At 53.5% G+C, this 19,041-nt stretch carries 14 protein-coding genes and 1 pseudogene; 6 read left to right on the top strand and 9 right to left on the bottom strand.

All coding sequences use genetic code 11. From position 1 onward, the window contains the following. The first annotated feature begins 496 nt into the window (after positions 1 to 496). Positions 497 to 2,197: a P-loop NTPase fold protein gene (locus tag J3B00_RS15325; protein ID WP_209868358.1), complete on the top strand. Its 1,701-nt coding sequence runs from the start codon at positions 497 to 499 to the stop codon at positions 2,195 to 2,197. An 86-nt stretch (positions 2,198 to 2,283) separates the two neighbouring features. Next, the gene (locus J3B00_RS15320; RefSeq protein ID WP_209874898.1) at positions 2,284 to 2,925 is read left to right on the top strand and encodes a histidine phosphatase family protein; all 642 of its coding nucleotides are present in this window, start codon (positions 2,284 to 2,286) and stop codon (positions 2,923 to 2,925) included. Positions 2,926 to 3,552: 627 nt separating this feature from the next. Here the strand turns inward: J3B00_RS15320 and J3B00_RS15315 are convergent. Next, the gene (locus J3B00_RS15315; RefSeq protein ID WP_209868355.1) at positions 3,553 to 3,972 is read right to left on the bottom strand and encodes a hypothetical protein; all 420 of its coding nucleotides are present in this window, start codon (positions 3,970 to 3,972) and stop codon (positions 3,553 to 3,555) included. Positions 3,973 to 4,444: 472 nt separating this feature from the next. Here J3B00_RS15315 and J3B00_RS15310 point away from each other — a divergent pair, with 472 nt between their 5' ends. Next, positions 4,445 to 5,026 (top strand): hypothetical protein, encoded by a 582-nt coding sequence (locus J3B00_RS15310; RefSeq protein ID WP_209868352.1) that lies wholly within the window; start codon positions 4,445 to 4,447, stop codon positions 5,024 to 5,026. A 389-nt stretch (positions 5,027 to 5,415) separates the two neighbouring features. Here J3B00_RS15310 and J3B00_RS15305 read toward each other — a convergent pair whose 3' ends face one another. From J3B00_RS15305 to J3B00_RS15290, 4 genes are read right to left on the bottom strand one after another with little or no spacing between them, the layout of a single operon-like run. Further along, a complete protein-coding gene (locus J3B00_RS15305) occupies positions 5,416 to 6,576 on the bottom strand; it encodes a Wadjet anti-phage system protein JetD domain-containing protein (protein ID WP_209868350.1) in 1,161 nt (386 codons plus the stop codon). 15 nt (positions 6,577 to 6,591) lie between these two features. After that, the gene (locus J3B00_RS15300; protein WP_209868347.1) at positions 6,592 to 9,903 is read right to left on the bottom strand and encodes an ATP-binding protein; all 3,312 of its coding nucleotides are present in this window, start codon (positions 9,901 to 9,903) and stop codon (positions 6,592 to 6,594) included. After that, a complete protein-coding gene (locus J3B00_RS15295) occupies positions 9,896 to 10,648 on the bottom strand; it encodes a DUF4194 domain-containing protein (RefSeq protein WP_209868345.1) in 753 nt (250 codons plus the stop codon). The genes J3B00_RS15300 and J3B00_RS15295 overlap by 8 nt, the downstream gene beginning before the upstream one ends. A gap of 1 nt (position 10,649) precedes the next feature. Beyond that, complete coding sequence (locus tag J3B00_RS15290; protein WP_209868343.1) at positions 10,650 to 12,149, bottom strand: DUF3375 domain-containing protein; 1,500 nt, start codon at positions 12,147 to 12,149, stop codon at positions 10,650 to 10,652. A gap of 486 nt (positions 12,150 to 12,635) precedes the next feature. On the opposite strand from J3B00_RS15290, the gene J3B00_RS15285 reads away from it, so the two are divergent. Both J3B00_RS15285 and J3B00_RS15280 read left to right on the top strand, forming a co-directional pair. Then, positions 12,636 to 13,391, top strand: coding sequence for a hypothetical protein (locus tag J3B00_RS15285; RefSeq protein WP_209868340.1), 756 nt, complete (start codon positions 12,636 to 12,638; stop codon positions 13,389 to 13,391). Between the two features lie 20 nt (positions 13,392 to 13,411). Continuing rightward, a complete protein-coding gene (locus J3B00_RS15280) occupies positions 13,412 to 14,374 on the top strand; it encodes a hypothetical protein (RefSeq protein ID WP_209868338.1) in 963 nt (320 codons plus the stop codon). A 119-nt stretch (positions 14,375 to 14,493) separates the two neighbouring features. Here J3B00_RS15280 and J3B00_RS15275 read toward each other — a convergent pair whose 3' ends face one another. Then, the gene (locus J3B00_RS15275) at positions 14,494 to 15,756 is read right to left on the bottom strand and encodes a GMC family oxidoreductase (RefSeq protein WP_209868335.1); all 1,263 of its coding nucleotides are present in this window, start codon (positions 15,754 to 15,756) and stop codon (positions 14,494 to 14,496) included. A gap of 100 nt (positions 15,757 to 15,856) precedes the next feature. On the opposite strand from J3B00_RS15275, the pseudogene J3B00_RS15270 reads away from it, so the two are divergent. Next, positions 15,857 to 16,237, top strand: a pseudogene (locus J3B00_RS15270) (HAD-IA family hydrolase); the annotation flags it as partial. Between the two features lie 304 nt (positions 16,238 to 16,541). Here the strand turns inward: J3B00_RS15270 and J3B00_RS15265 are convergent. From J3B00_RS15265 to J3B00_RS26645, 3 genes are read right to left on the bottom strand one after another with little or no spacing between them, the layout of a single operon-like run. After that, complete coding sequence (locus tag J3B00_RS15265; protein WP_209868331.1) at positions 16,542 to 17,216, bottom strand: hypothetical protein; 675 nt, start codon at positions 17,214 to 17,216, stop codon at positions 16,542 to 16,544. Beyond that, complete coding sequence (locus J3B00_RS15260; RefSeq protein ID WP_209868328.1) at positions 17,209 to 18,168, bottom strand: MvdC/MvdD family ATP grasp protein; 960 nt, start codon at positions 18,166 to 18,168, stop codon at positions 17,209 to 17,211. The genes J3B00_RS15265 and J3B00_RS15260 overlap by 8 nt, the downstream gene beginning before the upstream one ends. Positions 18,169 to 18,182: 14 nt before the next feature. After that, positions 18,183 to 18,737, bottom strand: a complete 555-nt coding sequence (locus tag J3B00_RS26645; protein WP_245362561.1) for a hypothetical protein — start codon at positions 18,735 to 18,737, stop codon at positions 18,183 to 18,185. Positions 18,738 to 19,041 lie beyond the last annotated feature (304 nt).

The raw sequence follows: 19,041 nt of genomic DNA, 5'->3' as shown, positions 1-19,041 counted from the left end.
GGTCTTGCTCGGGGTCTCTGGCTCTCCTCGGCGGGATTTGAATTGCCAAAAAAGATGTCTTTTCCTGGATAAGGTTTTGTTGCCAGACACATACACAGCTAGGTTGTTTACGGGCTCAGTGGATGTCAACATTCGAACGAGCAATTCCGCCTTACGAGACCCAACAGCCGTTAGCTCGATACCTATGTGCCTAAACCAAAAGCCGCAAAAATTAGGCACTTTACCTACGGTAGCCCACTTAACATAGGGGCTTGGGGCCTTGTCAAATCTGCAAAAGCAGCATTTCAGGACATGTGGACACAGTGAATCTAATGCCCCTTGGATGTGTGCTCACGCTCAATCCCTGGCTTGGAGGTGGAGCATGACGAGCTGAACACATGGTCACCAAAAAAAATCCGCAGCAGCAGAGATTGGCTGAAGGCTCACCCTTGAAGGCAGGCCAACCTGCCTCCACCTACTTTGGATTACCGATCTACCTCACCCACAAGGAACCGTGATGACCATCGAGAGCTGCAAGCAAAACCTTCTAGAGGCCCTCAACGACCGTGAGAACAGCGTCATCGCGCTCTCTGGTAAATGGGGCACAGGTAAGACACACCTTTGGAGGCAGATCCGAAATGACTCTTCAGATGAAGCGGTCAAGAGCTCTGCTGCAGTATCGCTGTTCGGGGTAAAAACTATAGGTGATCTGAAGATAAAGGTAGCGCAGGCTCTCCTTCCGAAGCTGAAAGAAGATAGCCTATTGGCTGCACAGGTAAGCGCGGCAGTCTCTGGGGTAAAAAAGCTGGCTCAATCAATTCACCGCGGCTTCAGCGCCCTAGACGATCTACCTCTCCTGGCTCTGCCAACCCTTCTCAAAAACAAATTCCTGATCATCGATGATATTGAGCGCAAGCACCAAAAGCTCAGCATTGACGAGATTCTCGGGTTCATCGACGAATGCGTGCAAACCTATGGCTGCCGAATCCTTGTCGTATTGAACGATGACAAGCTCAAAGACAAGGAAATCTGGGAGCAATTCAGGGAGAAGGTAATCGACCAAGAACTTCGCTTGGACACCAGCCCAGCAGAAGCCTTCTCCATCGCTCAAAGGATTATCTACACCGACTGGGCTGATGACCTCCGACCTGCAACGGTAGCATGCGGTATTACTAACATTCGCATCCTTTGCCGGATCATACGCGTGGCAAACCGCTTGCTTGAAGGGCATAGCGAGCTTTCCCAAGACGTACTCACTCGGGTTATACCATCAATTGTTCTACTGAGCGCTATTTACTACAAAGGGCTGGTCAACGGCCCAACATTTGAATACGTGCTGAACCATAACGCTGCTGTCTCAGCAATGACCAAGGCAGTTCGTTGCCAGAGTGGTGATCAAGATGAAAGTGAAGATGACGCGCTTCAGGGCCAATGGGACTCCCTGCTCCGCGAGTTAAAGCTATACAACGGTGGTGAATTCGAGCAGCTGGTAGTCGATGTCCTCCAGACAGGGTTACTCGACACCAAGAAGGTTAGTGATCAGATTGAGCGCTATTTAGCAGATTGGAGAGTGCTGAACGCTCGAAACAAGGTTTCGACGTTCTTTCAAAATTACAATTGGCACCCCAGTAAGACTGAGCATCAGATTACTGACGAGCTTCACCATTTGCTTCCCGAAGTGGAATTCATCGAGGCACCAACCCTCAGCTACCTGATCGACATTGCTCAGGAGCTCACGGGCAAAACAGACCTCGGCCGACAGCTATTGAATGCGTGGTCTGCCGCTCTGAATAAGGCACATCCGAACGGCCTAGAGTGCTCTCCATGGGAGTTGACGAGACCACTGCGGCCCGAGGTAGAAGCTGTTCTCAACGCTGTCTACTCTCGCCACACGAATGCTACAACGCTTGTTGATGCATGCCACCTCATCCGTAAAAGCAGAGGGTGGAATACCGCTGAGGAACATCTGTTCAAAAATATAAGTCCAGCGGACTACGAAATCGGAATTCAAATGGCAAGCGGCAATGACCTTGAAGCGATTATGTATCAGAGTATGCAGTTCGTAATCCACAAAAACTCTTATGAACCGCATTTTGGTGATGTCGCAGATCGTTTTGTTATCGCCTGCAGGAACATTGTGGCCAAAGAGCCAAAATCCAGAATGACCGGCCTGATCCGGAGATTCTTCAAGAGCCGAGACAAGGAGACTCTGTTGTAGTCCCTTCGACTGCAACAGCTGGGTAGGCTCATCATAGCCCAATGCCCAGGCCGAACTTGGAGCAACTGGATTCGAGGTATGATAAAATTAAGAATATACGGCTAGTCCGCCACGCAGAAAGCGCCGCGAATGCCGGGCAGGCCACTCAAGATCACGCCAGCATCCCCCTTACACCTCGTGGGCTCAAGCAAGCAATAGAGGTCGCGAAGTCATTCTCCAAGGCCCCGCAACTCATCGTTGCCTCCCCTTTTGACAAAGCTCAGGCCACGGCGAAGATAACTGCCGCGGCGTTTTCCCAAGCCAAATTTGAGACGTGGCCTGTCCAGGAATTCACTTACCTTGAGCCTGCGCGCTGCGTTGACACCACCGTTACTCAGCGAAAGAGCTGGGTAGACGCATACTGGTTGAGGTCAGACCCAGCCTTCTGCGACGGCGTCGGCGCCGAGTCCTTTTCAGCTTTTGTTGCCCGAGCACAGTCCTTCCTGGTTTACATTGAGGCACACGAAACTCAGGACATCGTTGTGTTCAGCCATGGGCAGTTTATGAATGCTGTCGCGTGGTTGCTTGAGCGCAAGCTCAATGTTTTGGATGGCAGGGCGATGGTCGACTGGCGTAGGTATGAGATAGAAAACAACATTCAGAATTGCTGCGGATTCTCTCTATGCAGGAAGGCCAACGATGTGGTCTGGACTCTCGGGCAGCGGCTATCACTAGGGGACTTCCGATAACCTCCCACTCTCAAAGCTCACAGCCCCATATCGAGCTCAATACGAAGGGGTTTAGCGCCCTCTGATATTCGCTTCGGAGGTAGGGCCTGAAGTGACTTGTGGGCGAGATACCACCGGTAGCACTCAAGGACTGCCACATGCTTAGGAATCTCATCAAAGGCAGTCCAGCTCAAATCTGTGACTTTGAGGGCTCCTTGGAGAGCCTGCAGATCCTCCAAGCCGAGCCATTCGCGGCGGAGGTACCGCAACGAGTTTCAGCGTGGTCTTTTACCGTGGTCGCGGAGCAGATCAGCGACAACCTCCTGCAAGCCATCTCGCCCGAAGTGAGCATAGGCTGCCTGCCAGGTTAGCCCTGCATTGAGGCAGTCAACCTAGCGCCCATTTTTCATCCCCTATCCACCCTTCCGCTGGCTTCAGAGCCGACGAGATGGACGTTCGCGCTTCGAGGGCTTCATTGATGGTGCACTATCCTTGGATAGCCTCAAATGGTCTCGGGATGTGCGTGCTGATCTTATGCCAGCGAGTGGGCTTAATTTGGATGCCGGGTGCGTTAGCGAGCGAATTGGTGCCAATAAGTAGGGTGATAGGGGTGAGAATCTCTCCCCCCTATTCAAGGCTGAAGGGGGTTCAGTCGCCGAGCAATTTCTTTAAAATCCACGTTGCGTAAGGTACTGCCGCTAGTCCCAGCAGTTCAGTCTTAAATTCGCCCAATTGCTGCCAAGTGAAGGCCTGTACGGCGAGTCCTGAAATGATCACAATGGCTACGAATGCCGGCCATGCTTTGGCGAAGAGCCGAAGCAAGCCCATTTTTGAGAGCGAATCCATGATCAGAGGAAACTGACGGCGGTAGTCTTTGCCGATGTAGAAGATGTACAGGCTAGACACCGCACCGATACCCACCAGCACCGAGCTACTCACGTCGATTGTCGCCAATGCCCAACACAGCGCGAGTAGCTGACTACCCAGCCAACCGAGCTGCTTGATGTACTCATTGGCAGTTTTCATTTCTGGGATGGGAAGCTGAGGATCATATGACGAACCGAACATGTGTTTTCCTAACGTTCAGGCGAGCCCCATGCTCGCACTCAGTCCATCGTAATCGTGCAGGACTCGTTCACCTAACCAAAACATGGCGCCGGAATTTCACCGTTCAAGCACGGCTAACATAGAGCACTCTCTCTTTAGTCTGGCATGTATAGGCACGACCGATGCCTTAACCGCTAGTGAGTGGGCGCCTGCATCTCGGGTCAGATCGTCTCACGAATCTTCTTCACCTGAAACGCGGCCTCAGGCAGAGGTGGTTACGCTATCAGCCAGCACACAGATCACGTCAATTTTAAGGCTCAGAAAAGACGCCACCGCAGCCTCTCATATGTGAAAAGACAGCCTCAGATGATCTAACCCGTTCAATCCATCCGGGTGCATGGTTGCCTCTGGCCTGGATCGGATGCCGATGGAGCCCCATTGCCAACCACCATAACGCTATAATAAGTATCTTTTTTGGCACTCGAGGGAATATATGAACGCACCTGTATCGTCTCAGGGGTCGACGCAAGCGGAAGCTCTTGCCATTGTGAACCGTCTCGTGGCTACCCGAAATGATGTCGAGTTGCTTCAGCACCTGGAAGGGGTTGGCAAGGACGAATTCGCCCTTATGGGTGAGCTTGTCCAAGTGTATTGCTCAGCAGATGCCTTGTGCCGTGGCCTGATCGCGATACTGCGGAAGAAGCGGGAAGGCTCCGCAAGTGACTTTGCTTTCAAGCTAGTCGATGCTGATGTCTTGATCCACATGAGAAAGGAGGCTCAGCAGACCATCCTGAGCATCGATACTGTGGGTATCATTTCAGCGATTGAAATCCTTGAGATGCACCGGGACTTCAGGCACACCTTCTCCCACTGGGTCGTCAAAAAGTACAGAGCTGGTAACTACTTAGTGGCGTTCACTAAAAATAAAAAAGAGGGGGAAAATCGAGACGGTATCGCGCTGACGGGTGGGCAAGCCAAGCTGATGGTATTCCCAGTCGCAGAGCTTCTGATCGAGCTGGATAAACTCAAGGGACACTGCGAATTTTTGGCGGAGCTTCATCAGTACATGGAGTGAGCACCAATAAACCGGCTAGACCTTTCCCCACAGGGTAGCTGAACAGACATTAGGGCGTCTTCTAACGCCCTGATGACAAGCGAAGGTCTGGGGTCGTACCCTGCATGCTTCAGGCGCTCGAATAGCATTATTTCGCCGGGGCACTGGGCAGACTTGGTCGCGTTTGCAGAGCACAGTCGTTAAGAAACCGTGCGTCTGCGCACCCACTGGCATCAAAGGTCGCGTAGGCCGCCAACAAGTCTTCATGAGCTTTTTCGGCAAATTCGGCTGGCTTGCACGTATCGCCGATCCAGTGTCGCGCTTTTTAGCGCAGGAATACCCCTTCGATGTTCATCACCGCCATCCTCTCATCCTGATAATCGCCCTGCAGCCAAAGCGGCTCTGCAGCCTCATGAAGGGTTGCTGCTTGAGGACAGCCAAGCCTGCAAAGCTTTGTGCACCTGCTGCCTTGGGATGAACTCCTGTTCCAACCTGCCTTTTTGGCTTTTCACCAAATGGCAGAACAACTCGCTCTCAGATGCCGTGAGTCCGGGCGGCACGGTATCCTGCGCTCGGACGAGCTCCTTCACAGCCGAGCCTCGTTTGTGTTCATCAAAGAGAGCTTTAGACATCAACAGTGAAGTGACCTGGCCATGCTTGATCCGGGCCCGCGCGAGCATACGCAGTCCCCAGGTGTCCATGTCCCCCCAGTAGGCCACGTCCTTGTCCTGATGCCTGAATGAGTCGAGCCACGCTAAGTCGAGACCACATCCCAAGACCGCGACTGTTCCTGGCACATCAACTAGCTGGTGAAGGCATTTTTCATTCTCTACCACCAGAAGCCTGCAGCCAGGCAACGCCACCTGGGCAAGCTCTGAAGTTGTCACCCTCTGCCGCTTGAAGGGCAACAGGCCATCCTCCAAAGGCACCACCAGTACCCAGTGATTTGTCTCATCGTAGGCGTCCAGGAAGCCACACAAGCTTTGCTCTGAGGCCTCTCCTTCAAACAGGACATCCAGGAACTTCCTCAGGATCAGTTCATTCCGCTCGAAGAACTTGGTATCTACGCCATACCCAGAAAGCAGTCGCAAAGGCTGCCCCTTTGCACAGCCTGGAGTGAGTTGGGAAGCCAGCACTGCAGCCTGTACGACCTCCTCGCTGGGCTTACCCTTCCATAGGAGTCGTCGCTGAATGAGAAGGGAATGGAAGTGCTCCGGGACACGTTCGACCAGATATCCCAGGGCCTCAAACTCCTCCATCGTAGACCTGTCCTCTGTCGCGGCCACCCATTCTGAAGGTGTGCGCAGGCACCATTTACTCGGGACGAGAATAGTGTCAGCCCCATTTCTGTAGGAAACACTCGACCACTCAACTTTGCCCACCTTCACGGCACGCCAGGCCTCCACATGCCTCTGAACCTCAGCTATCCGAGCATTGAAACACCGAGATGGAGGTTTACCGATATTCAGCGCCCACGGCCAAGAGGCGGGATTGCGAAGCTGCTTGGAACGAATACCTGGCTTAAGCCATAGCTGTATCAGCCTCAGCCGCAGATCTTCAGGCGACTTCATACGTTTCACCCAGGCTCAGGCGTCACCGCCGGCATCGTCTTTGCTCCCCTTGGCTTTTTTGCTGCTGTAGTAGTTTTCAAGCTCCTCCCAACTCATAGACACCATTTTCGAAGCGCCGTCTTTTTTGTGAACGATGATGGCTGATCGGGTGTGAAGCCGGAGAAGCTGCAGCTCCTTGTTGGGGGTTACGAAAATCGGGTGAAGTCCGAACTCATTCAGGGCCGCAATTATCCTAGCGGCGACGCTCACAGAGGTTCTAGAAAAGGCTTCGTCGAGCACCACGGTGCTGAAAATCGGCTTGCTTTCACCGATAGGGCACAATGCATACCCGAGAGCAGCTGTGAGGATGTAGGACGCGATGATCTCCTTCTCTCCGCCGCTATCACCATACGAGCCCTTCCTACCTGCGGTGGCCTCTCGCGTGACGCTATCTACCACAGCGACGGAGAACTCCAGCCTGTACCTTGGATCAAGTATGGCCCGCGCGCCTGTGGTCTTTTTTCGCTCAGAGGCATTCCTGAGATTTTCAACCACATTCCTCAGCGCTCGGTAGTGGGTCTCGCCGACATCATCCTTGAAGCGAGCGGTATTAAGCCTCCGTTGCGCGGACTGCAGAGCAACCAGATCCTTGTGGACGACCTTGCTTGTAACGAGGCGAAGGTACTTTCCTGATTGGAATTCGACGCGGCGTAAGGTGTTGTTCAGCTCCTCGATCCGCTCCTCAATCATCACGACTTCTTGCTCAACAAAGCTCAAAAGCTGAGTGACGCCATCATCGGAGGAGCGGTTCAGGTAGGTGAGGAAGCGTTCGACTTTCTCGGGTAGGGCCTCTGTAGTAAGGATGGTCAAGCGATCAAGGTATGCAGGCACGTCAGCCACTTCGAGACCGACTTCAACCAAGGCACCGCTGTCCACAGACTTGGCGTCGGCCATTTTCCTGATCAATTCGTTCTCAAGCTTTTCGAGCTGATCACGAGAGTCTTCGATAACTCTTGAATGGTCGTGATAGCAGCTCAGCTCCATCTTACTGAGATCTGTAAGCTCTTCGGCGCTGACGGTAGGAAGGTACTTGGAAAGGATCTCATGCTGCTCAGGAGAAAGCCCCACTTCCGCTTGCTTCAGCGTTTCGTTGACCTTCTCTACAGCTATTCTGAGCCGGTCAAGCAACCTAGTATAAGCATCACGCGCCTCGAGAAACGACACCTCTAGGGTCTCAGCCCTTTGGTTACCCTCATCCAACTGTGATTTGGCAATAGAGATGTCTGTGCCGGGGCGAGTCAGGTATTCAAGCTGCCCCTGGAGATCGATAACCTGACTTTCGGCGCCATGGAGATCGATGAATTCAAACTCAACATCGTTGATCAATTGATAGGCAGTGCTCGCTTCCTCGAGCTCACCCAGACGATCCCTTGCAGCACAAAGCGCTTCATGGGCATGTTCCAGCTGGTCGTCAACCTTCACTATTTCCTGGCTCAGGTACGTCAGCCGATCCCGATTATCGAACCCTGTGAACCAGTCAGAACTCAACAGGCGCTGATCCCGCTTCTCGAAGAAAAGGGGCTGTTCTGACGTCATCCCTTCTTTGGTCATTGCTTGCGGAGTGGCCAGCAACGCGTCCGAGCTATCAACGCAATGGCGATCTAACTCGGCCAGCAGAACTTCTAAAGCTTTCTTGTACGGATGCCGCTTGAGAATGAGCTTTCGTGCGAAGCCGTCAGGCAAGATCTCGCCCCTAGGAGTATCGAGATCCACGTCAAGCACTCTTACATGCAGGTGGTTGTCGCGGCCGTTGATCCAACGCAGCGCTGCTTTAGCTTTGTCAGCCGGAACAAGCACGCGAAGCCTATGTCCACCGATCGCGCGCTCGATCGCCCCCCGCCATTCCTGCTCTTCAGCCTTCACCTGGATCAGCTCTGCGGCGAAGGGTAACAGTGCTTCATCCACCTCCAAGTATTCCGCTAGCTGAGCACGAAACTGATGGTACCCAGTAGGCAGGTTTGAACCTGGGCGCTGCTTGACCTCCTCAACCTCCTGCTGGAGGCCTTCGAGACGACCGCGAATATCCGACTCGTTTATCCCAATCTGAAATGCCTCGGAGCGTTGCTCTGTAATCTGCTGTGCCAAAGCCTCACAACGCTGATGAGCCAGCTCTTTGTTTTGCTTCAGCCCAGCTTCAGATAGTTCCTCGCTGAGGCCTAGCCTGCGCATCCGTGACCGATATTGGCCAGAAGTGGTTGCTCGGACACGCTTGGTAGCTATCCACTCCTCCACACGCCTTTGTAGTTGATCGATGCTAGCGCCTCCCTTCTGTAGGTAGGCTTGCAGGAAGACATCACATTGCTGCTTCAGCTCGTTGCGCTGATCACCGAGGCGGTGCGTTACGAAGAGAGCCTTCTCTGTTTCCTGTTCCAGCCCCCGCCTCTCTTCCGACCAGAGATGATGCGATTGCTCGGCGAACCATATTGGCGTTAGATCCCTGACAAGCCTCAGCTCTGCGAGCGATTTCTCTTGCTGCTGGTGGCGAGCCCACAGCTCAGCGATAGGTTTAAGCTTCTGCTGCTGAGCCCGAGCAAGCTCCAGCTCCTGGTGGATGATGTTGAGGTCGTCGAAGCTTTTCACCACTTCGTCTGCACGCTTGAAGGCAGCCCGGTCTTCCAGCACTAGGTCTCGAAATATCGCGTCGATGTCGGTGAGCTGCTTGATGCCGGCTGCTCGGTTCAACAACGAGAGAGCGTTGTCACTGACTTGGAACTGGGCCCGGACACGCGCCATGTAGTCCCTTCGAACAGAATGAACCCAAAAACCTTGGGTGTTCCTCTCAAGCAGCTCCAAGCCACGCCTTCCCTCGTCGTGAAAAGTCACGAGCCAAGACTCAAGGCTTTGTTCCGGGTTGGTGCAGAAAATCCAGTTTTTCTCTAGCTCAGCTGTTGCGGAACTGGTGCCTTCGAAGAAGAACACGGCACCAAGGCGCACCAGTTGCTCTCCTCGCGCGAAGGTGGCACAGATCCCTGACGTCGTTTGCCCGGGCCGGCTGCCCTTCTGCTTGAGATTTTGCCCGTCGCCCAGAGACGGCATCCCTCTCACATAAGAAACCAAGTCCCTATCACTATCATTGCCTCCTGTAGAGGCAGTGTTGTAACGCGGATTCAGGCAAATCAACGTCATAAACCCATCGATGATCGTTGTTTTCCCACTACCAGTTACACCAACTAATGATGTCCCACCGGGGTGAATGGGTGCTGGGTGCATACCGTTGAAGCTGCCCCAGTTGAATATTTTCAACTCCCTCAGAACATATCCAGTTGGGCTCCTCACTAGACTATTCATCGGTGTCCTCTCCTTCCTCACACGTTGGCGGGAGCTGATCGGCACTGAGGTCGTGAATTTCCAGCCACTGGAGCAATGCCGCCAAATTTTCGGGGTTTGCCACGTGGGCAATCAACGGACGGATGGTGAAATGATCGCTTTGCTCACTCATTGAAATGAGATGATGCTTTCTCAGGTGAGTAAGCAGCCTCACTGCCCTTTGACGATCTTTGAAGTCTGAACCAGGCTCCCCGAGATAGGCTCGCAACTGTGTGATGACGTCATCGACTGTCATTTGAGGGATAGCCGACCCAACCCCGCTTTCCATTTCGCACTCGATCAAGTGTTGTCGAAGAACAGCGATCAGCAGTGTCTGCTCTAGGTTGAAGGGGTACCGCCTGATGAGAGGATGCGTCCAAGCCTGCGCGATCTCACCTGACTCACGGCGCACCCTGACAAAGGCAAGGCCTCGAAATTCGTCATACTGAACATCAAGATCGAAGGGTTCGAAGATTTGCTCCACTTGCTCAGCATTCGCCAATGCCGCACGGTAGAGGCGCTTGTAATCGGACTCTTCAATAAATCCGTTTTTGAACAGTTCCTGAACCACCTCTCGAATGACCCGGGGTGTTCGCTGGTCGTCACCTTCCAGATCTGATTCATCGATCTCCAAGTCATCATCCGGCTCCGGTTCCTGATCCGAATCCTCATCGCGCTCTTCGCCCTCTTCCGGACTACCTGTCAATTCATCAAAAATGCTTGGCATGTCAGAGCTCCCATTTGATGTCGCGAAGCTTCTCGCTCTCAAGTTGGGTGAAGGGCAGATGGAAGCGCCACTGACGATCATCTTTGTCAGTCAGATCAAAAGGAGCGGTCTGATCCTCGTACACATCAATTCCAGCCTCCCGGGCCATGGTGATCCATATCGTGAAGCACTCAAGATCATGGGTCGGAGGAAGGAACGAGGCCAGCTCCGCAAGAGAGAGTGGGCGCTGCTGCTCGGCCAGTATTCTCAAGGTTTCTCTGATGAATGCATCTCGATCTAGCCCATCGAAGGACTGCCAGAACTCATCGTCAATCTCCTCCAGATCTGCTGGCCGCCGACTGAGATCAAGCTCTGGAGCAATTTCTCCGGAGATACCTTTGAAGCCCAATCGCTCAACCGCCGGCACTTTAACCAGGGCCATGCCCAACGGAGGTAGCGGAACTTGCAAGTGCCGCACTGATTGGCGACTCCAATCAATGTTCACGGCCATACTGAAGAACTCATTGAGCAGGTGCCCGACGCGGTGGTGTTCAGCAACGAGCCCTGTCTTCATGAAGCTTTTGACGTCTCGCTCGCTCCGTGCCCTGGCTTGTAGCACCAGCTCTGTTTCTCTGAGTAGCCTCGGCACCAACCGCAGCAACTCGACCTGCTGGGTTTTCGTCAGCGCTTTGGAAGCAGCTGGATGGCGCATGATGTTCTGCAGGCGATGCCGCATACGCTCAAGCTCGAGCGGAGCCCATAGCTGCTGCTGGAAACTGTCGAAGACTCTGCCTTCTGGCGTATTGAGCAAAGCCTCCTGGCCATCCAACAGGTTGTCAACGATCTCTCCCCGGTTAAACCTCTCACTGATGATCGATTGGCGCAGCCTTCGGTCGGCATCCCGCCAGGAATCCTCCACCCTTCGAAAATCCGCTAGCAAACTGATAGCGAGGGAGTAGACCTCAATGATGCCCTCAATGGCCTTCTCTTCATCAAGTACCGGGATGAGCCCTGCCTTGGCTCGCTCTAGCTCAGCCAACAGTTCCTTGATACGCCGCTTTAGTGCAAGCTTCCTGCTCTTCACATCCGAATTGAGGTGCGTCTCGAGATTCTCGATTTCACGCTGCACGACTGACAACCGGGAGGCGGTTGACGTCATGAAGCGATTTTCGAGAGATTCAGTGAACCGAAATGCGGATTCCAAGAAATCAGTTGCGTAGATTCGCCCGTTCCGCTCAACGATGAGCCGGCGCTTGATCCACTCCCTGAGCTCTCGGTTTGCTTGGTGAAGCTCAGCCCCACGCTCGATCTTGTAAAACTCAGGATCGGAGCAATTTGCGAAGGTATCAGCCAGAGATCTGAGTGCGTCGCTCATCTCAACGCCGTCACGGCCAGGCTCGAAGAGGATACGAAGGCTGGCCAGGAAAAAAGGAGCTCGCGGCGAGGCGAGAATCAACCACGCTGGATTGTGTGTGCGAAGCCCAACCAGATGCTCGGCACGCTGTTGTAGGTTCTCTTCCATGGGATAAGCACCCCACAGGCGAAACGCGGCGAAATGGTTGTGTCGCACGCGAAATAGGCCACCGCTGCACTATTTGCAGCCTGAAAGCTTAGCTGCTTCTTGAAATTGAGCAACGCTACGGCATCGCGCTGCCAGCCAGACGGTCTATCCGCTGATGAACGGAATGTAATCACCTTCCAGCGGGCAACAGCTAAGCTAAAGAAGCATGGCAAGACACCTGTAGCAGCACCAAGAGAGCCAAAGGGGTTAAGGTGAACTCTGTAGTGGCTCAATCGTCCTATGGCAGATTAGGAGGCGCCCAGTAGACAGCTGGTGCATATGAAGAAGATGAGCGACATGGTAGTATCACCGCGACATCATAGGGAAATGGCGTCTGCAACCCCGCCGGCCATGAGCAGCTTCCGGGGTTATCGAGCCCATGACAAGCACGGTCTGTCGTGTCCCTATGCCCATAGGAGATGTGAACGTGAATCTTGTCGAGCCTCTATGCCTGCATTGAACAACCCGATTCGGTGGCTTCCGATCAACAACCCAGACAATCCTAAAGAACCGCATGCTGTCGTAGTCAGCGTGGTTCCCATGACCTGGACGCTTGTCAAACGCTGGATCACTGATGTTCAACCCTTGGTCGAGGAGCACTACCACATCTGGGAGGGGGCTGAAAAAACCTCTACAACTCGAGCAGATATCGGCTGGAACTGGAGAAATATCTGGCTCGGCGCGCTGAGCTTTTCACTTGTTAGCCATTTGCCAAAGGTGAAATCCGGCCGGGTGAAGTCGATGTGCATCGTGGTTGAACAGAATGGTGCTCAATTTCCAATTGGCATGCTGACTGCAGTCCCTAAACTTCACTCACAAGTCGATGAGTGGGGTATACGTGGCTTCACTTGGTACTTAGCTGATGCCCCATCTGAGGTTTATGAAGAAGTCCTGAAGCGCCCCTACGTTTTTGGCGTAGCAAAGGCACTTCTGGATTGTGCCGTCCAAGCCACTTTCGATAATGACGGCAGTGGAGAGATGCTCCTCCATGCCGCCTCCCAAGGCGGTGAGAAGCTTATCGACTTCTATGGGAGTAAGTGCGGCATGACTAGGCTCGAAAAGTGCGACAAAGTCGTAACCAAGTTCAGAAATCATCCCCGCGACGAGTTCTTTCATTGGACAGCTGAGGATGCACTGCAGTTCTGCGTTAAAAATGACAGAAAGAGAGCTTCTTTGCCCACCGCAGCTTCTGCGTTAGTCTAGATCAATAGGCAGCTAAATCCATGACGCAATCAGAACAAACTCTGCAACTATCACATATAGCCGACGCGGTGGCGAGTGTGACTGGCGAACGTCTTGACATTGACGACGTTGAAGAAGTATTGCGCCTGCAAGAAATCGCTGTGGAACTGGCCACTTCTCCTAACGACGAGCGCAACAAAAAAATTCTAGCGGAACTTTCTAGAATGACGCTTGACGAGGATGAAGCCAGTGCGTGGCCGCATGGCGGCGCCCCTCTACAATACCGCGACGACATTCCCAGTGTTGGGCTAGATGACCCTATGCTTGACGATCTCAACGAAAGTTGGAACTCTATCGCTTCAGTTGGTACTGCTTTAACCCCAAGCCCTCAAACTCCATTAGCCACTCCAAAGCTTAGAGTAATCGAGGGAAATAAGAATAAACGCCCTGTTGTTGTTCACTCCTCTTCTCTTGGCAAGCTTATGCCATACGTAGCAATGAGGCCGCTAGAGTTTTCTCTTGACCATGTCGTTGTCGCGGCAAATTCATTTACACTCTTCGCGCCGGACACAATCGACTTGAAGTTTTCAAATGAAGAACTGGACACAAACCTAAATATAAGGGCGTGGTCTGCAGCGTTAGCAGCTGCAGAAAATCGATTGAATGATTTTAAAAAGCGTAGATTTTTTCATTTCCTACCACTTTTCAAATCATATAACCCTCGATATGAAATAAATACTTTCGGTGAAAACTCGAAAGAAATGATAGCTATTTCCGGCTCCCTAAGAACAAGCATGAGGTACGTGGTATCCGGAAATAATGTATTCATTAAGATACACAAATCCAGCCAATGCCACGATAGCTACAGCGTGAAAGAAAAAATCACTCTAAGAGACACTCCGCTTCTGGCCTCGTGGCTTGCTGAGCAGTTTGAAGATGACCCTGAAGTTGGCTCCGGGCTGGTTCATTCGCTGAACGAGCACCTGTCAGCCCAAAGCAGCTAAAAGCTCTGTCGAAGAAGCAGCGAGCTGGTCAATCCCCAACTGCATTGCAGAATCAGAAACGCCCGAACCCAACAGCCTGGCTTCGGGCGTTTTTGCAATCAGACGCTAAAAAACACTGTTTACACGTGCTTAAGGTCTCGCAGGATGGCATCCCCTGCCCGGAGAGACAGAGCAGCCATCGTGAGAGTCGAGTTCACGGTGCCCGCCGCCGCCATTGCAGCACCCGTCGCAAGGAACAGGTTCGCGTGGTCATGAGTCCGCAACCAGCCATCTACAACGGAGTCCTTGGGATCAAGCCCCATGATGGTTCCGCCAGTAATATGGTTGTTCGGGGTGAAGAACGATGTCATCTCGATCTCGGTACCGCCGAGCGCCTCAGCAATTCGTTTCAAATGCTCGCGAGACAGCTTCGCGGATTTGCGAACGTACTCACCCACGTCGTAGGTCACTTCAGGATGCGGGATGCCAAGCGCATCACGGTGAGTCTTCGACAGCACCAGACGGTTATCGGGATGAGCGAGCGTCTCATGGTTGACGTACATGTCGACACCGTGAGCAGTCCTGCGACGAATCTCTTCGTCCAGCTTACGACCTACCAGGCCCATCGACAGAGCCTTCATACCCGCGCGCGAGTTCTGAGCCGTGTTGTTGTACCCGATCTGGATGGCAGAGTAATCCGCGCGGAATGGGCCATCACGGTAGTTCGTGATGGAGCTCATCTGCACCGAACCACCGCCCGACCAAATCGGCTCCGCCGACTGGAAGCTCATGCCGATGCCAGGGTGATCCATCATGTTACGCCCAACCTGGTCAGACGAGTTGGCAATGCCGTTTGGATTGCGATCGTTTGCAGCGAGCAGGAGGAGCTTCGGCGTTTCGATACCGTTGCCCGAGATCACGAAGGTCTTGGCAGTAACACGGAACGAGCGCTTGTCCGGGTCGTAGTAGTTCATCGCCACAACCCGATTACTAGCATCGGTTTCGATCGAGTACACCACCGCGTTCGCGATGACCTTTGCCCCCAATGCTTCCGCTTTCCAGACGGAGTAAGCCCCGTGGTACATCGCACCGATCGGACAGATTGGCATGCAGTTATTGTTACCGCAGCATTGAGGTCGCCCGTCATACGGCCGGCTGTTGCGAGCCTGTGGAACCGGGGTATTGTCGTAGCCCAGCTTCTTGACGACCTCCGTGAATTTGCGATCGCCTGGGCCATATGGCATCGACGTCATCGGCCATGGATGTTGGCGTGGTGCGGAAGGAACAATTTCCTCACCGTTCGGCCCCATAACACCCATTTCAAGTTCGGCCTCGTAGTAGTAAGGCTCCAGCTCATCGTAAGTGATGGCGTAGTCCCGCCCTACCCCGTAGAGACTCTGCATACGGAAGTCGTTAGGCAGATAGCGCCAGCTCGATCCAGCCCAGTGCCAGGTAGTCCCGCCGACACCTTTGATGATCCCTTGTTTGTAGGCTGTAGTGCTGATGGATCATTTCGAGGACGAGCACGGTGTCGTCCTGCAACGTGATGATGTGATTAGCACTATGAGGAGTCACTATCTCCAGCATCTTGGAGAACACCTCCGCGAGGTAGCTGCGGTCACAGCGATTGCACGAAGGTTTAAAGGACGCCTTCCTATGGCAGTCGCCTCAGGCGGATCGAAGGAAATCGTTAAAGCATCACTTCAGGTGCTTGGGCTCACCCCTCTCTTCGACACCATTGTCACTTTCGACGATGTAGGTGAAGCCAAGCCCAAACCTGATCTGTTCCTCGAGGCAGCTAAGCGACTCAACATTCCCAACGAACTATGCCTTGTATTCGAGGACAGTGTGCAAGGTATCGAGGCGGCTTCCCGTGCCAACATGCCCTGCTGTGACATCCGAAAGCTATGAAACCCTGATACGCAAGCTCTTCCCTGAAGCACCTTGCGATGCACAACAGCAGATCCCATTGCGCGGTCGCTGTCGAGTATCACTCCGAGTCCAGGCCGAGGTGGGCCCGCTCTACCTTGGCAGATGGTCGGCTCAAAATTGCGGCTCCTAGCCGCACTTCCCTGCTGACCGGGCTGGCACTGTTCTGACGGAGTTCAGTGCCATGTGGCCATCACCCCCACGCGGGTGGTGGCCATTTTTTTCTTTGCTCAGCCTCGGAATCTGCTGTTTCGCAGTATCACGAAAAGCACATGATCAGGGGGGCTATCACGTCCGGATCGACCAGCTTCATAGCCTCGCCGACAACCCAAGTTCCTACCGGCCACGCCACCTGCAAAACCATCAGAATCGTGAAGGTCAGAAACGCCCGGAGCAGAAACTCATGGGTCATTTTGATGCCCGTCACTTTCCGGTTCACCTTGGGGTAGTTGTTAAGCACAGCGTGAGAGAGCTCCTTGGCCAACGCTGCCTTCGGTGATCCTTTTTTCCAGCTACGAGCTAGATCCGATGGGCTCACCACATCAAAGCCATCGACTTTAAGCGTTTTGAACGCCCAGCCTCCTGCCCTCAACAGATATGCAACCGCCCAGGCGAATACAAACAGACCAAGACAGCTCAGCCACTTGCTTGATTTGTCGTTCCACAAGCTAGGTATCAAAGACACCAAAACCGGTATCAGCGCCGTGATCGCAGCGAGGTAAATACCGGCTTTAGCATCAGCCCCTTTACGTCGATCGACCTCCGCATCAAACAGTCGACGGGCCTCTTCTAAAACCACATCACTGTCTCGAGACCAATCACCATCGCGCACGGACAACGCCATGCTACGGCGCCACTGATCGTCTCCCTGCTGCTCATCTAGCGACAGAGGAATGATGGTTGGCCAGAGCCACCGGAGTCGCTGCTTAAGCATGAACAACTGCTTTCCCCGTCAACTCATCAACGATTGCAGAAGCGATTGGATACCCCGTGAGGTTCTCAATCCAAGCCCACTGGCCGTTAGGATTTATCTCCAGGAACCAGAGCTTGCCGGAGCGATCACAGATCAAATCAATGGCCCCATAGCGCAGACCAAGGCGAGCCACTAGCTCGATGCACTGCCCTTGCACGTGTTCAGGGAGCACAATTTTTTCGTGCCGTAGATCAGGACGACTGCCTTGGCGCCAATCAGTTTCAGTTTCGGGATTTTCCTGAGACCAGATCGCCGTAGCAAAAACTCGCTTACCAACCACCGTAACCCGCACATCGTATTGCTTCAGGACTTCGGCCTGGACAATGAAGGGGGTCAACGCGATGGCTTCGGCCTGGTCGTCATCAATCTGCCCGAGTCGAGAGGTGAAGATGACACGCTCAGTTTCCCCAGTGAGCACAGCTTGGCGAAGCGGCTTGCCAATGGCCTGGCCTCCCTCAGTAATAACCCGGGCCGATGAAATGTCATTTGTAATCAAAGCTTGGGGGACATGGAAGCCAATTTCATGGGCCAGCAGCAACTGCATCGGCTTGTCTTCAGTCATGAATATCTTGGCGGGAGAATTCAGCCAGCGCCCCTCCAAACGCGAATACAAGCTTTTGAGAAAGCTGCTCCACTCTGCCTCGATATAGGCGCGCTCCCCTGCATCCTCTACCTGGTCAGATACTGATGGTGCGCCTGGCCGACGGAAATAGGCGGCTGAAATCTGAGAACCCCGGACAGTCTCCCCGCCCAGTGAAATTGACCAAGCATCACGCGGATGCCCCGCCATCGTACACAGCGCCTGCGGGAGCATCTCGGTGTTCAGTCGCATGTGTGGTTCACCGCGCCGGCGGAGCTCTGCCACGACATAGTCCATCGTGATGTCACGACGATTAGTAACCAGCAGCAACATGGTGCGTGTCCAGATCAGTCTGAGTAGTAGCGAGTGTCGAGCCCGAACGTTGGATCGCCATTGTCGTCACGCTCCAACTCGACATTGGTCTTGGTGATCAGCTCGAGAATATGATTGGCCTCGCACCGATCATCGCGCTCGGTGTTTGCATCTGTCTTGGTCACCAACTGCAGCAAGTGATTGCTTGAGTCAAAATCACGCAGTTCAACGGAGGACTGCCCGCGATAGGGAGAGGGATCGTCATCGTCGCTCTCGACCTTTTGGTAGGTTTTGGTCAGGAGCTCAACCTGCCAGCACGCCTCATCATCTTGTTCTGCGTTGACCTTGGTCTTGGTCATGAGCTCATTCAGAGCCCCATCGGCAATGATCGGCACTACTCCCGCCGGCGAGTCGACCGCCCACATGCGGAGCTCAGAGGAGTAGTAGCCGGGAATCGTATCTTCCCCTGTCCTTGGTGTGGCGAACCTCGAAAGAAATGGCGAGGTTCCAGGCACATTTGCTGATGCTCCCAAGCTGGCTTCTCCTATGCCGGCGAGTCGCGAAAGGCGACAACAGATCGACAGTACCATTTGGCCACCATGGCGGTAAATGAGACTGTCAATCCGATGGGAGAAATTGATGTCATGAGGCTGGTGGACGAAACAGGCGACGAGTCCCTGGCTAGAAATGAAGCTTGGGCTGACGCACATACAGCCTCCAAGCTGCGGCTGAACCTTATCGCTACTCTCATGCAGTGCATCGCATTAATCGAAAACAGAGGCGAGTATTGGTGGACGCCTAACTATTCCCTGAAGGGGCGAAGGCTTTCTTCGGTTTTAGCTGCACTCGCGTATAGCCTAGTTTTTTCAAAGCCAGCCGCTCTACATCCTTTGG

The organism is Pseudomonas sp. BP8 (assembly GCF_017875955.1).
Taxonomy (GTDB): Bacteria; Pseudomonadota; Gammaproteobacteria; order Pseudomonadales; family Pseudomonadaceae; genus Aquipseudomonas.
The sequence above is the reverse complement of the archived record's forward strand: the minus strand, read 5'-3'. Positions and strand labels throughout refer to the sequence as shown.

Coding starts and splice junctions, on each gene's coding strand:
- J3B00_RS15325 (WP_209868358.1), top strand. CDS start 497: ATGACCATCGAGAGCTGCAAGCAAAACCTTCTAGAGGCCCTCAACGAC.
- J3B00_RS15315 (WP_209868355.1), bottom strand. CDS start 3,972: ATGTTCGGTTCGTCATATGATCCTCAGCTTCCCATCCCAGAAATGAAA.
- J3B00_RS15310 (WP_209868352.1), top strand. CDS start 4,445: ATGAACGCACCTGTATCGTCTCAGGGGTCGACGCAAGCGGAAGCTCTT.
- J3B00_RS15305 (WP_209868350.1), bottom strand. CDS start 6,576: ATGAAGTCGCCTGAAGATCTGCGGCTGAGGCTGATACAGCTATGGCTT.
- J3B00_RS15300 (WP_209868347.1), bottom strand. CDS start 9,903: ATGAATAGTCTAGTGAGGAGCCCAACTGGATATGTTCTGAGGGAGTTG.
- J3B00_RS15295 (WP_209868345.1), bottom strand. CDS start 10,648: ATGCCAAGCATTTTTGATGAATTGACAGGTAGTCCGGAAGAGGGCGAA.
- J3B00_RS15290 (WP_209868343.1), bottom strand. CDS start 12,149: ATGGAAGAGAACCTACAACAGCGTGCCGAGCATCTGGTTGGGCTTCGC.
- J3B00_RS15285 (WP_209868340.1), top strand. CDS start 12,636: ATGCCTGCATTGAACAACCCGATTCGGTGGCTTCCGATCAACAACCCA.
- J3B00_RS15280 (WP_209868338.1), top strand. CDS start 13,412: ATGACGCAATCAGAACAAACTCTGCAACTATCACATATAGCCGACGCG.
- J3B00_RS15275 (WP_209868335.1), bottom strand. CDS start 15,756: ATGCAGAGTCTCTACGGGGTAGGGCGGGACTACGCCATCACTTACGAT.
- J3B00_RS15265 (WP_209868331.1), bottom strand. CDS start 17,216: ATGCTTAAGCAGCGACTCCGGTGGCTCTGGCCAACCATCATTCCTCTG.
- J3B00_RS15260 (WP_209868328.1), bottom strand. CDS start 18,168: ATGTTGCTGCTGGTTACTAATCGTCGTGACATCACGATGGACTATGTC.
- J3B00_RS26645 (WP_245362561.1), bottom strand. CDS start 18,737: ATGGTACTGTCGATCTGTTGTCGCCTTTCGCGACTCGCCGGCATAGGA.